The organism is Ensifer adhaerens (assembly GCF_020035535.1).
In the GTDB taxonomy this organism is placed as follows: Bacteria; Pseudomonadota; Alphaproteobacteria; order Rhizobiales; family Rhizobiaceae; genus Ensifer.
The window spans coordinates 108,152-121,372 of the sequence record NZ_CP083351.1; the positions used below are offsets into that span (position 1 = coordinate 108,152).

General features: G+C 58.8%; 11 protein-coding genes and 1 pseudogene. 8 read left to right on the top strand and 4 right to left on the bottom strand.

The window, feature by feature from the left end:
* Positions 1 to 397: 397 nt before the first annotated feature.
* Entirely contained in the window at positions 398 to 1,432 is a 1,035-nt protein-coding gene (locus tag LAC81_RS35090; protein ID WP_223730822.1) for an IS110 family transposase, read from the top strand.
* 392 nt (positions 1,433 to 1,824) lie between these two features.
* Here LAC81_RS35090 and LAC81_RS35095 read toward each other — a convergent pair.
* Positions 1,825 to 2,046, bottom strand: a pseudogene (locus LAC81_RS35095) (helix-turn-helix domain-containing protein); the annotation flags it as partial.
* 366 nt (positions 2,047 to 2,412) lie between these two features.
* On the bottom strand, positions 2,413 to 3,174 hold the full coding sequence (locus tag LAC81_RS35100) for an SDR family oxidoreductase (protein ID WP_223730823.1): 762 nt from the start codon (positions 3,172 to 3,174) through the stop codon (positions 2,413 to 2,415).
* Positions 3,175 to 3,344: 170 nt separating this feature from the next.
* On the opposite strand from LAC81_RS35100, the gene LAC81_RS35105 reads away from it, so the two are divergent.
* Positions 3,345 to 4,301: a GlxA family transcriptional regulator gene (locus LAC81_RS35105; RefSeq protein WP_328717967.1), complete on the top strand. Its 957-nt coding sequence runs from the start codon at positions 3,345 to 3,347 to the stop codon at positions 4,299 to 4,301.
* Positions 4,302 to 4,639: 338 nt separating this feature from the next.
* Here the strand turns inward: LAC81_RS35105 and LAC81_RS35110 are convergent, their stop codons facing one another.
* Both LAC81_RS35110 and LAC81_RS35115 read right to left on the bottom strand, forming a co-directional pair.
* Complete coding sequence (locus LAC81_RS35110) at positions 4,640 to 4,909, bottom strand: hypothetical protein (RefSeq protein WP_223730825.1); 270 nt, start codon at positions 4,907 to 4,909, stop codon at positions 4,640 to 4,642.
* A gap of 20 nt (positions 4,910 to 4,929) precedes the next feature.
* Entirely contained in the window at positions 4,930 to 5,229 is a 300-nt protein-coding gene (locus LAC81_RS35115) for a DUF982 domain-containing protein (RefSeq protein WP_223730826.1), read from the bottom strand.
* On the opposite strand from LAC81_RS35115, the gene LAC81_RS35120 reads away from it, so the two are divergent.
* The 6 genes from LAC81_RS35120 to LAC81_RS35150 all read left to right on the top strand — a co-directional run bounded on the left by LAC81_RS35120 (position 5,228) and on the right by LAC81_RS35150 (position 12,061).
* Positions 5,228 to 5,416, top strand: coding sequence for a hypothetical protein (locus LAC81_RS35120; protein WP_223730827.1), 189 nt, complete (start codon positions 5,228 to 5,230; stop codon positions 5,414 to 5,416). The two genes, LAC81_RS35115 and LAC81_RS35120, sit on opposite strands and share 2 nt — an antisense overlap.
* A 61-nt stretch (positions 5,417 to 5,477) precedes the next feature.
* Positions 5,478 to 5,756 (top strand): type II toxin-antitoxin system Phd/YefM family antitoxin, encoded by a 279-nt coding sequence (locus LAC81_RS35125; RefSeq protein ID WP_223730828.1) that lies wholly within the window; start codon positions 5,478 to 5,480, stop codon positions 5,754 to 5,756.
* A complete protein-coding gene (locus LAC81_RS35130) occupies positions 5,743 to 6,174 on the top strand; it encodes a type II toxin-antitoxin system PemK/MazF family toxin (RefSeq protein ID WP_223730829.1) in 432 nt (143 codons plus the stop codon). The genes LAC81_RS35125 and LAC81_RS35130 overlap by 14 nt, the downstream gene beginning before the upstream one ends.
* Positions 6,175 to 6,630: 456 nt before the next feature.
* Complete coding sequence (locus LAC81_RS35135) at positions 6,631 to 7,866, top strand: HlyD family secretion protein (RefSeq protein ID WP_223730830.1); 1,236 nt, start codon at positions 6,631 to 6,633, stop codon at positions 7,864 to 7,866.
* A complete protein-coding gene (locus LAC81_RS35140) occupies positions 7,848 to 9,845 on the top strand; it encodes a glycosyltransferase (RefSeq protein WP_223730831.1) in 1,998 nt (665 codons plus the stop codon). The genes LAC81_RS35135 and LAC81_RS35140 overlap by 19 nt, the downstream gene beginning before the upstream one ends.
* 599 nt (positions 9,846 to 10,444) lie before the next feature.
* Positions 10,445 to 12,061 (top strand): TadE/TadG family type IV pilus assembly protein, encoded by a 1,617-nt coding sequence (locus tag LAC81_RS35150; protein ID WP_223731030.1) that lies wholly within the window; start codon positions 10,445 to 10,447, stop codon positions 12,059 to 12,061.
* The last annotated feature ends 1,160 nt before the right edge of the window (positions 12,062 to 13,221 follow it).

Genomic DNA, 13,221 nt, shown 5'->3' on the forward strand with positions numbered 1-13,221 from the left:
AATAACTGATCTATTCTTTATGCAAGGATCGTTGAGCTGTGAGTATTGGCGATTAAGGAAGATGATGTCCGAGAGGTAATGTCCGCTTTCTGCCGCGGGCGACGATGGCTTCGCTGACCGACATGGGGCGCATACCTGCCGTCCCTGCGTAACGAATTGACTATCCGCTTCGGACTACCAAACCGTGGCGGTAGCCAAAGCGACAGCGGTTGAAGGGGCCTGTTCGTCACGAGCGCGTTGGACGGCATGTTGCTAGGATGTTCACGTTCTGGGCCAAAAAGATGGTGTAACGGGCTGACCCGGCCCGCCAGGTTTGAAGGGCTGGTGGTCGTCCCTCACAATGATGGTGTCGCGGAGTCGGGAGTGGCCTGCTCCGGAGCATCACGGAGAAACGACCATGAAGCAGTATGCCGGCATCGACGTATCCCTGGAATACTCAAGCGTGTGCGTGGTGGATGCGGACGGCCGCATCGTCCGGGAAGCAAAGATCCTCAGCGAGCCCGATGCGCTGATCGCCTGGTTTGGCGACCACGACGCGATGGAGCGCATCGGTCTGGAGGCCGGCCCTTTGTCGCAGTGGCTGCATGCCGGGATGGTGAAAGCCGGTCTTTCCGTCGAGCTGATCGAGACGCGCCATGTGCGTGCAGCCGTCAAGACGATGCCGGTCAAGACCGACAAGAAGGACGCCCGCGGCATTGCGCAGCTGATGCGGCTGGGCTGGTTCCGACCGGTCCATTGCAAATCGCTGGCCGCCCAGGAGGTGCGGGCGCTGCTGACCGCCCGCAAGCTTATTCAGGGCAAGCTTCACGACATCGAGACGAGCATCCGGGGCATCCTGCGCGGCTTCGGTCTCAAGGTGGGGCCGACGACGCGGTGCACGTACGCGGGGCGCATTCGCGAACTGATTGCCGGCCATTCGACCCTGGAAACGATCGCCACGGCACTGTTGACGGTGCGCGACGCGCTGGTGCGGGAATTTGCAGGTTTTGAGCGCACGCTGCGCGCCATCGCCCGTCAGGATGACAACGCCCTTCGGTTGATGACGACGCCCGGCGTTGGCGTGCTGGTGGCGCTGACGTTTGTGGCGGCCATCGATGCGCCGGAGCGCTTCCGCTCCTCGCGCGCCGTGGGGCCGCACTTCGGATTGACGCCAAGGAAATATCAATCGGGGGAGACCGATCATAGTGGTCGCATCTCGAAGATCGGCGATGGCAGCGTGCGCACCGCGCTCTACGAGGCGGCCCACGTCATCCTGACGCGGCCGGTCAAAGGCTCCGATTTGAAGGGCTGGGCGTTGGCGGTCGCCAGACGAGCCGGTCCCAAAAAGGCGGGCGTGGCGCTGGCCCGCAAGTTGGCGGTGGTGTTGCATTGCACGCTCAGGGATGGAACCAGCTTCATTGCTCGTAAGGTAGACCCAGCCCTGGCGGCTTGATCGAAGGAGACGACAAGACAGGCTTTCGGACGGGCACAGCCATCCGCCCGCCGGACCAAGGTCCCTTCGCCGGGACGATGGATGGGTTAGGCCGCTATGCGATCAGCAGCACGCGATGACTGCGCCTTCAAAGATTGGCCAGCCGGTCCTTGGCAGACACCATAGAGCAGCGGCAAAGCTCCGACTGCGGACAGAAGCAAGCACCCGGCGAGGGATTGAGCGCATAAGGGATTGACGCAACGCGGGAGAATCTAATCCAAGTGCAACATTGACGGGTGAAGAGTAGGGCACTACGCGCATTCGCGCAAATGCGCCATGAAGACCTCGGTGGGCGTTCGATAGCCCAAGCACTTACGCGGGAGCGCATTCATATGGTGGGCGAGGGCGACGAGCTGCCGCCGCTCTTTGCGGATGTCGTCAGCAACGGTCGGGAAGTAACCGCTATAGTCGGGCAGCTCGCGATCGTGGAAGGTGTTGCGCCGGATCTCACGGTAGATCGTCGATCGATGACGCCCGAGTTCGCGCGCCATTTCTTTGATCGGCAGTTTGCGTTCGACAAAGTGGAAGAGCCGGCGTCGATCGGCCAGATTCAGCTGCGAATAGCGTCGGGACATTCCAAAATCTCCAGGGGGAAATCATTGAAATCATTGGCATGTCGCACTTCAAATTAGAATGTACCCGGCCGTTACAGAAGATCGCATAATGTATCGACTGGAAAAAGAGGCGCTCGGCATATCTGCATATCTCGGGTCTTGAGAACTCGCCATACGCCGTGCCTTTTTTGCGTCTGGTTCCGCCGGACAGAGGCCTGGCGCAGGGCGGTTGCCCCGCTTGCGAACGACCGTAGTTCCCGGCCGCTGGGAGTGCGTGATGTTAAAACGCTGGATGAACGGTTCCTGCTACACCCCGGCGCGTTTCGCGCAGAAGCAGCAACACCCGAAAACCTCGGCGTGGCTTCGTGCGCCCTTCGGCTTCTTGGCTTATAGATGGTACGTTTCAGTGTTTCCATCGACTGCGATCACTTGGCCTGACACCATACGAGCGCTGTCGGACGAGAGGAATCTGCACATGGCGGCAATCTCGCTGGGTTCGGTAAACCGTTTAATGGACTGACCGTTGATGTACTCAGCCGTCACGAAATCAGTCGTCACGTTGCGAGAGTTCGCTTCGCGTTCGATCACCTTCCTCATCCGGTCGCCTGAAACAGAACCTGGGCAAACTGCGTTTACAGTGATGTTGGCACCACCCAATTCGATGGCCAGAGACTTGGTGAGGCCGATCACGGCCCACTTGGCCGCGGCGTACGGGGTCCGAAGCGGATAGCCAAACTGGCCTGCGGTCGAGGAGATGTTTATGATAGTGCCGCTTTTCTGACGCTTCATAATCGGTGCGACGTAATGGGCCGTCAGGAAGTGGCTATCCAAGCCGACCGCAAGGCATTCTCTCCAACTCTTTATGTCGACGCTCTCAACCGGTGAGGTAGGGCCTGCGATCCCCGCGTTATTGATCAGGACGTCTATTCCGCCCATGTTGCGTTCAGCGCAGGCAACCCAGTTTGCAACTTGCGCCGAGTTCGTGACATCAACCTGGGAAACCGTCAGATTGCCCATCGAGGTCGTACCGTCCGGAACAGAAATGTCGCAGACATGCACGAGATGTCCGTCGTCTAAGAAGGCGTTCGCAATCTCGCGGCCAATTCCCGAACACGCTGCAGTGATCAACACACGTCGTAGGTTAGACATAGGCATTTCCTCTCCGTATTTTCGCTTGGTCAAATGCGGGCCGCACAGCCCACCGGCTCGACTACGCATCTGTTTGGCTGCGTTGTAAAAGGTGCTTGGCAAAGGATATTGGGCTTGCAGAACGCCAGGCGGTTTGCAGTATGCGCAAAGAACTTGGCAGGGGGCGCAGAATGATATTTGGACGAACGGACAGTTCCCTTCACGTCACCATCCTTGTTCTACCCGAAGCTTCGTTGATGACGTTCGCGGCCACGGTCGATCCCATGCGTGCAGCGAACAGGCTTGGCGGCAGAAAGTATTATGAGTGGCGCATCATATCGGTCGATGGGCAACCGATCGTCACGACTTCAGACACAGCGATTCAGGCCGACGGTTCAATCAAGGACAGGACATCGCAAGACGTGACGTTGGTACTCAGTTCCTTCAACGCTGAAAAGCATTGTACCGCTGCCGTTCGCAGATACATCAGGACCGCTTCGCGGACCTCAAAGCTGGTTTGCGGCTTCGACACAGGCGCCGCGGTTCTTGCGTTGGCGGATCTTCTGGACGGAAAGTCCGCGACTACCCACTGGGAAGACCTTGAAAATTTTGCCGCCCGTTTTCCTGCGGTTGACGTGCGGCCAGACCGATTTGTTATTTCCGGTCCGGTTGTCACGTGCGGCGGAGCTTTGTCCGTGCTTGACTTCATGCTTACTATGATCGGCTCGCGCCAGGGAGAAATTGCGGCGTTGAACGTCGCCAGCCTTTTCACCTACGATCGCGACAGGCGCCAGTCCGACATGCAACGGATTGTGTCATTGGGCTCGGTCGACCGCCGAGAGCCAAGGGTCTCCCGGGCCATACGGGTTATGGAGAGCCACATTGATATGCCCATTTCAATTTCCGCCATCGCACTGCGTCAGAAGACTTCCAGACGGACGTTGGAATATCTCTTCAAGAAGACTGTAGGTATGACGCCTGCGAGCTTCTACACGTCGCTGCGCCTTCAGGCCGCACGGAGGCTCATCATCGACACGAAACTTTCTCTGGCCGACACGGCCGAAAGAACCGGTTTTCCATCCATTTCGTGTTTGTCTCGCTCGTACAAAAGCCATTTCGGATACCCGCCAAGCGCCGAGCGTAGGTGACTACTGTGACGATCGTGCCTCGTTTGTTCCCGAGCTGTGCGCTCAGAATCGCATAATGTATCGTCGGGGATTGGCGCCACGAGGCTTGGCGCGCTGGGTGCCGGGTATCGCTCCCGGCCGCATCGTTATCAGCTCTCCCATCTCCGTCAAGCTTGAGCACCTCACTGTGCGGGGCAAGCTTGGAAAATCTCGCAGGAAATCGATCTGCGTAAATGTCGGGCGGACCCTGGTGCAGGATCAGAAGTGATTGTTGCGGGAGTCCATCGTCGACGATCCCGCCGCATCGGTAGCGGATGGTTCAGACGATTGGCGCGCCATGAGGACGGCGCGCCATATTTCTAGTTGATTATCGTATCATCGAGCCCTTTGTCATGCTCATGCATCGGGCCGGCCTTTGAACGGTCCGCCTCGCGCCACATTGCTGCTTCAAAAAGGGCTGTCTCGTCGCGAATACCAGCCCGATATTCATGCAACAGGTAAGTCGCGAGGCGGTCGGCACGCTCGCTGGGTCGATCAATCTGGCACCACATGCAAACCCGGTCGAAGATCCTTTGCAGGAAGTTCAACTCGGTCGGGCTTATCCAAGCACTTTCCATGGGGTCAAACATCGGAGCATTCCCATCCTGACCTATGCGGCAGAGCGCCTGTCATCGCTTATTGGCCTGGTGCGATGGGCTAGCCCATTCGCCGGGAGGCCCGCCTCTAGACACGCAGCGACAAAAGCTTCACGCGCGATCGCAACAGGCGCCGTTCGGTTAAGGACGCGTCGACAGACTTCGACAGCTTGCTCGTAGCGCCGTCCGCGACGTCGCGGCCACTCGGTCTCCAGAAAAACGAGCGCGTCGAAGACCGATGAAAAAGTGCGTTTGTTGCCGTTCTGGAACGTTACCTGCAACGGCACAGACCATGGCATCTCCGGAAGATACATGTTTCCCTCCTTCCTATCTAACCGGATGAAAGAAGACGCAAAATCATCTGGGAATGCTGAGATTGGTTTTCAAGACCTCCGACACCTGATGATCGGGACGGTGGTGGGGCGGGCAGGACTCGAATCCGCCACCATTCGCTATGCGCCGACCGCGTTGCTTTCTTTCGAGCCGTATTTAATCTCTTGATGAGTTGGCATCTTGTAAATTTCCGTAAAGTACGTATTTTACGGAAAAATGGAGGTGCATGATGACATCCACCGTTACCGCCGCTGCGGTCTCCAAGAATTTTGGAGCCTATCAGGACGCAGCCGTGCGCGAGCCGTTGATTATCACCAAGAACGGCCGCCCGCGCACGGTTTTGATCGCCTATGAGGACTATCTTCGCTTGATGCGGCGCGAGCGCCGAGTCGAGCTGACGAGCACGTTGGATGCGGACGAGCTCGTTGCAGTCGAAAAATCCACGATGGATCCCGGACTTGACCATCTCAATGCCGAATTGTCGAAGGACAAGAATGCTGCCGACTGAGCCGAAGGTAGGCTGGGTCTTCCGCTATTCCTATCTCTGGCACTGGCAGCATTTGGAAGGACGAGAAGAGGGGGACAAGGATCGCCCGGCGCTCGTTCTTGCCATCGTTGCCACCTTGGAAGATGGAACGCCGGTGGTCCGCGTCCTTCCGATCACGCATACGCCACCTTCCGACCCGGGTGAGGCACTCGAGATTCCGCCGGCGACAAAGCGTCGTTTGGGGCTGGATGACGAACGCTCCTGGATTGTCTTGACGGAAAGCAACCGCTTTATGTGGCCAGGGCCGGACGTCCGGCCACTCGACACGGATAGCGGCTACCACGGCCCGTTGCCTCCTGCCCTATTCGAAGAGGTGAAGCGTCGCTTTGTGGGGCTGGCGCGCAGCCAAAGACATCAGGCGACCCCGCGTAGTTCTTAGAAGCGATTTGTTCGGCGATTTCTGCAGAATGGTGCATCTCCTAGCGTTCCACGAGAACCCATCCGGGCAATCATGCGGTTCGCCAGCATCTTGCGTTGGGATATTGATGCCGAACTCCCGTGAAGCAGCGGTCAAGCCGAAGGGCAGATCAACGCTGTACAAAGGCTTGTTGCGCGTATGTTCACGCTCTGGGCCGAAATGATCGCATAATGTATCGACTGGAAGGGGAGCGCGCAGGCCCTGTCGGCGTCCTCGTCGGTACAAGACAATCGATCACATCTGATCAGCTGCACCGCTTGTTCGCAAAAGCTTAACCAAATCAAAGAAAGCACCACCTTTTGAGGGTTGCCTGGGGTGCGTTTGCGGACAATTTCTTTGCGTGGCCCAAGGCATGTACCGGACCTGGACTGTGCTCTGGTGATTGAAGCGCTCGGCAACGCAAGGAATGGGAGTAGCATGCAATTCCTGAACCACCGCGTCACCCGCATTGTCGTGGGTGTCTTACTTCTGGCGCTAGCCATGATCGTTCTGTTACCCGGGTTGACCGGCTTTACCAGCCTCGACGGCACAGTGAATGCACGCTTTGCGGCCATCAACGCCCCAATCGACGGCGAAATCGGACAGGCCCCGCCACGGATCGGAACGCCGGTTTCCGAAAATGAGACACTTCTGACGATCCGAAATGAGCGGGTCAATCGAGCGATCTTTGCCTCGTTGCAGGCGGAGGGAAAGACCGCGGCCGATCGGGTGACCGCACTTGAACGAGAGCGGGACGAACTTGTTACGTTGCGCAATCAGCTCGCCCATCGGCTCGAAAACTTCAAGAACGCCACCATTGCAAGTCTGGAAAGCGAGATCCGCATCTTACAGAAGCGGGTTGAAGTGTCCCGCGCGCAGGACGTTGTCGCGAGGGTAGACCTTGACAGGCGGCAGGAGCTTGAATCCAAGGGGATTTTCACGCGCAAGATGGTCGAGGCGGCAGCGGCCGCGGGCGCTGCAACGGGCGGCGAGGTCGAGATCAGCAACCTGTCGCTCGAACTGCTCGAACAACGGTTGAGGGCGCTGCGTCAGGGGATATTCATCGTCGGCGATGGTCAAAACGACGTGCCCTATTCGCGCCAGCGCCAGGACGAGGTGATCGTTCGCATAAACGACATCAATACCCGGATTGTCGAAAACAGCACGCGCGCCGCCCAGATCGAACGGCAATTGGTCGAGGAGGAGAAGCGCGTTCGGAGTCTCGAACTGGCAGAAGTCGCTTCGCCCTTCAGCGGCGTGGTGTGGACCCGCAACGTCGTCAACGGCTCCAACGTCATCTTGAACAACGAGCTGTTGCGCATCCTCGATTGCCGCGAACTGTTCGTCGACATTCTCGTTCCTGAAGTCGATTACGACGAGATCTACCCGGGCCGCGAAGCAGAGGTTCGGTTGCTCGGCCGGAGCGAAGTCTTCAAAGGGAAAGTGCAGGCCGTCAAAGGCTCGTCCGCGGTCGTCGAGAAAGACAATCTTGCGGCGAAGGAGCCGGAGGCCGAGGAACGCGATGCGAGGATCCGCGTCCAGCTTCTCCCCTCGGCGCTGAACTCCGATTTCGGCAATTTTTGCCAGGTGGGACGGACCGCACAGGTCCGCATCTCCCGGCATAATCTGCAACTGACGCAATGGATCAAGGGACTGTGGTTCAACCTCTTCTAGCACTCGCGCCCACATTGCTGGTGATCGCCTTTTTCCTGCTTGGGCCATCGAACTGGTCGCGGCATCAAAGCTGGGCGCGCACCATCACCTGCGCGGTCGTTGGCGCGGTCGCATTGCGCTATATGGTCTGGCGTCTCTTTGAAACCGTTCTTCCCTATCCAGCCGATGGCGCGAACATATGGTGGGTTTGGATCGTCTTCGCCATCGAGCTCCTTGCCTTCACCGAGGTCGTTCTTTTCCTCATTCTGATGAGCCGATACGTTGACCGCAGTTCCGAAGCGGACCGACTGGGCAAGACGTTCTTCGCGCGCGCGCAGCAGGATCTGCCGACGGTCGACGTATTCATTCCGACTTACAATGAACCGCTCGATGTTCTGGAGCGTACGATCGTCGGGGCTTTGGCGCTCGACTATCCGAAGGACAAGTTCAAGGTCTATGTCCTCGACGACGGCCGGCGTGATTGGCTTAAGACCTTCTGTGCGGAGCGCGGGGCAGTTCACGTGACGCGTACGGACAATGCGCACGCAAAAGCCGGGAACATGAACAATGGGCTGCGCGCAAGTTCAGGCGACTTCATTGCCATCTTTGACGCGGATTTCGTTCCGTATCGCCATTTTCTCAAGCGCACCTTGCCGTTCTTCTCGGACGAGGAGATCGGGATCGTCCAGACGCCACAGCACTTCTTCAATGTCGATCCGGTGCAATCGAACCTGGGCCTGGAGACCATCTGGCCGGACGAACAGCGCCTCTTCTTCGACGAGATCGCGCCGAGCCGCGACGTCTGGGATGTCAGCTTCTGCTGTGGTTCGTGCTCGATCGCCCGCCGCAAAGCCGTAGATGCGATTGGCGGCTTTCCGACAGAGTCGATCACCGAAGACCTGTTGACGACGCTGTCGATGCTGAACAAGGGCTATAAGACCCGTTACTTGAACGAACGTCTGTCCATGGGATTGGCGGCCGAGAACCTCACCGGCTATTTCGTCCAGCGAGAACGCTGGTGCCAGGGTGGCATCCAAACGCTCTATCTCCACAATGGCCCGCTGCGCGGACCAGGCCTGTCGCTGTTCCAGCGGATCATGTTTCTCCCCATGTCCTGGCTGGTGCAGTACGTCGTGCGGCTGATTGTGCTCATCGTGCCGATCGCCTATCTGTGGTTCGGCGCCCTGCCGCTGCACTTCACGAGCGTTGCCGACTATGTCTCAAATCAGCTTCCGGTGCTGGCGGCCTATTTCCTCTTGATGCTGTGGATCACGCCGACGCGGTATCTCCCCGTCGTCTCCAGCGCGGTCGGGACCTTCGCGACGTTTCGTATGTTGCCGACGGTTCTGTCCAGCCTCGTGCGCCCCTTCGGCAAGCCGTTCAAGGTAACCCCGAAAGGCACCGGCAACGAGACAAACAGCTTCGACGCCTACACCTTCGCCTGGATTGCCGGGTTCATCGCCGTCACGGCGCTCGGACTTCTGATCAACCTCGTGCCGGAAACGGCACAGGTCCAGGGATCGTTCTCAGCGATCGGAGCCGTCTGGTCGGGGATCAACATCGTCGTCCTCGTCATCGCGTCTCTGATCTGTTTCGAGAAGCCACGTCGCCTTTTCCAGGCCTTCAAGCTCGACGAGCCCGCCAAGGTCGATGGGACACCGGGACGCGTGGTCAGCCTCTCGCTCGACAAGGCGGTCGTCGCCGTTCCGGAGGAGGTGCGCTTCCAGTCTGCGCAGGTAACCCTCAGGCTCGACGGTTTCGAGCCGCTGCAGGCAGAGCTGAGGCAAGTGACGCAGCGACGCGGCGACATATCGCGTGCCGGCGACAAGCGGCGCTTCTACCTTCACCTTTATTATGACCTCAGCGGCAAGGAGCGCGACCGGATGATCGTCAAGCTCTACACCGGGCGCTACTCCCAGGACATCCCTGACATCGACAAGATCGCTGTTTCGGTGAACCTGCTGCTGCGAGCCTTCGGACGCACACGTACGGTTTCCTAGAAGAAGCGATTGCCATTGGACAGCTCACAAGCACGGTGACCTCACGCCGATGATCGTCGACGACTAGCCCATAGTGGATTTCCCCGCAGCGCTCTCGGCTTAAACCTTCCTCAGACGGCATCATGCGAGGAGGTTCGCGGGAGCAGAGTTGGTCGCGGCGCATCCATTTTAACCACGACTTATAGATGGTTGGCAGTTCTTCGTATTAGCAGCTGACGATATAATATTTGAGAGATTATCAAGGTTATTGAATTGAACGACCGGCACACCATCGAACTGGCAAGGCCGTGGAGGTCAATAAGGCTATCCATATCCAGGATCCTTTCCCGAGGGTGGCGCAGAACACGCGAATCGCCATGGACGGCAAGACGATCGACAAGGTCATGCGGAATTATAACGGCGCCGGCCCGAGCGCAGGTGCAGCGATGCCAACGGCGGTGATCCTGCCGACGGCCACACCGCCCATGGCACGAACGGTTATAGCGGAACGGCAAATTGACCGTGATGGCATAGCAGGCAGGCGGGGAAGGCCCCTGAAAGGAATGCAATAAGAACAAAGTGTCACGACGGTGAGCCGCCGCGATCGGAGAGGTGTGTCTATGCTACACAGGACGATCAAGAGGTTTTGGGAAGACCGACGAGGCTACGTCATTGCGTTGACGCTCATTGCCATGCCGTTGTTGCTCGGCGTCTCTCTCATCGTCATTGACGTTGGCCGCAGTGCCAATCTCCATACGGATCTTCAGAGCGCGGTCGATGCCATGGCTCTGACGGGAGCCCGAGAACTTGACGGACGGAACGATTCGATCACGCGGGCGGAGGCCGCGATCGAAAGGCTTGCCAATACTGCCGCCTTCGGTAACGGCGGCAGTGGCATGTCGCTCGGTTCGTACATCACGGTTGCTTACAAGGCCGGAGACGATACCGCCAGTACCGTGACCGTCAGGTTTCTCAAGGGCATCCCCGGCGACGGCACGTTCGCGGGCGACGACGACGACCCCATAACAGCGGCAATGATCACGACGAATCCGAACGATGCCGGCTATGCCTGGGTCACTGCCAAGAACCAGGCTATGCAAACGATCTTCCCAGTGCCCGTTGGTGTCACACGCTCTACGATCAACGTGTCGGCCGACGCTGTGGCGGCGTACCGGGTCAGCGCCTGCGACGTAACGCCGATCTTCATCTGCAATCCTTATGAGCCGGCCGGCAACAACAGTGCGACTGTCAGCGAGCAGGCGGCCGAGCAGTTACACACCAAATTTGCGGCCGGCGATCTCTATGGCACCCAGATCGAGCTGCACAGCACGTCGTCTTCCAGTCCGGGGCCGGGCAACTTCGGTTTCCTGAGGACCCCTTTGGGCAACGGTGCATCGGTGCTGGCCGAGGCGCTTGCGACCGGAAATCCTGGGACCTGTTACACGAAAGACGGGTTGGATACCGAAACGGGGGCAAAGGCCGGTCCGATCGAGGATGGTCTGAATACTCGTTTCGGTTTTTATTCCGCTTCATTTAGCAAGGCGAAGAGCGATCCCCGCTACCGCCCGGCGCAAAACGTGCGCTCGGCGCAGAGCCAGTCGGGGGGCAAAAAATGTGACAGTTACACTCCAGTGTTGACCGGCAGCACGATCGGAGATGTCGCCAAGGCGGTGCCCCTCGGCTACGGCGCGACCATGACGGCGATGGGCGGGGGCAAGATCAGCACGGGCAACAATTGGAATTACAATACCTATTGGAATGTTGCGCAGGGTGGAACGGCACCATCCGTCACCGCCATTCTCAGCAACCATTCGAGCTATCCGGGCAGCGGCGCCTCCGCGCCGAGCAAGCCGTCTGCATACGACGTCTACCGCTATGAACTTAGCAATCCGTCACTGCTCAGCCATGCTTCTGCGAACGGAGAAAAGGGCACACCCGGAACGACCGGACAGTGCTATTCCGGCCCGGCGCTTTCGAACTACACCGCCGGCGAATATGGTGATCGTCGCGAGATCTTTTCGGCTATCGTCAATTGCGGCTATGAGGCGTCGGTTGCCCACCTGAACGGCCACAAGGCCACAAAGGCGATCGCCTTTGCACGCATGTTTCTGACCAAACCGGCGATCACGGACGGCAGCGAACGGTATCTTTCCCTGGAGATGATCGACATCACCGGCAAGGGCGGGCGCGGCACCCTTGATGAGTTCCTTCGCGAAGAAGCGGAGTTGGTCCGATGATGATTGCGCTGCCGAGCCCGGTGAGTATATGACTGGCCTATTCTGGAAGGCCGGCCGTAGCGCCAGGCCGAGGGCCTCAGCGAGAGCTGGCGCACAGTTTACTCCAGCAAATTGACGACTGAACCGAAACGATGGTTGGAGCTCGAGTACGTGCGGCCGCCGCCTGCGCTTCAGTTATCCGCCCGAGCTTGGCAAGCGCGGCCGTCAATTGCACGTACGTGATGCTGTGTGCAGGATTGGCCTGAACGGATTTGTAAGCTGCTCGACAACTATCTTCGTAGCGGCCGCGTAGCAAATCACTCGTTGCCTGTGCGTCAAACGCGGCCAGGCTTAGTCGTAGTCCCCGTTCGCTCAATTCTATAGCGCATTCGGCGTCGCCGCCCCAACCATGGATGACGCTGCCGAGAATATAGGTCAAAGCGGAGGAGGGATGGCCATCGCGGACTCTAGCGCCGTGAATGCGGCGGCACGGTCGTGAGCGTCCATGGCGATCGAAAGCCGGCCCATGTCAGGGCGAGCGCATCGTCTTGACCGTGGATGATGGCGGCTCGGGCGTGGCGGATCGAAGCGGCACGGTTGACCTCATGCAGGCCCTCGATTTTTCTGAGGTTTCGCGGTTCTCCGGAATCCAAACCCGTGGCAGCCCTCACGGGCAAACCGGCGCATCCCTCCTCTTAGACGGTAAGAGGAAGGGTCGGACAGGCGGGCGGGACTTTCCTGTGGCGATGCGTGCAAGCCGGTTGCGGTGTCCGCAAATCACGCGGGCACTGCAACGGGAAAGCGTCGCCATGACAGGGCTTCGGGTAGACTGCGGCTCTCCGCCTCAGCTTTTCTATTACGAGATCAGCTAATTCACTTTTTTTGCACGGGCTGCAGCTCCCCCCGTTTTGGCTTCGGCGCCATCCTGAACATCCTGCACTTACAGCCTTTGCCAATTTCGCAGTTGTGCCAGATGTCCCCGTTCGAATCCGTCAGCTTGCAATTAGGTAGCATTCCCTTGCAGTCTGCCCCCTCCCAGCTGCCTTCGCACGTGCAATAGCCGCTGTTGACGTCGCAGGAGAAGTTCGAGCTCTGGGACCCACCCAATCTGCTCGCCGCCGCTGCGGCCGTTGCCGTGAGCGCTAGTGCTGCGAAAAGCATGATCATCTTCATTACCCGCC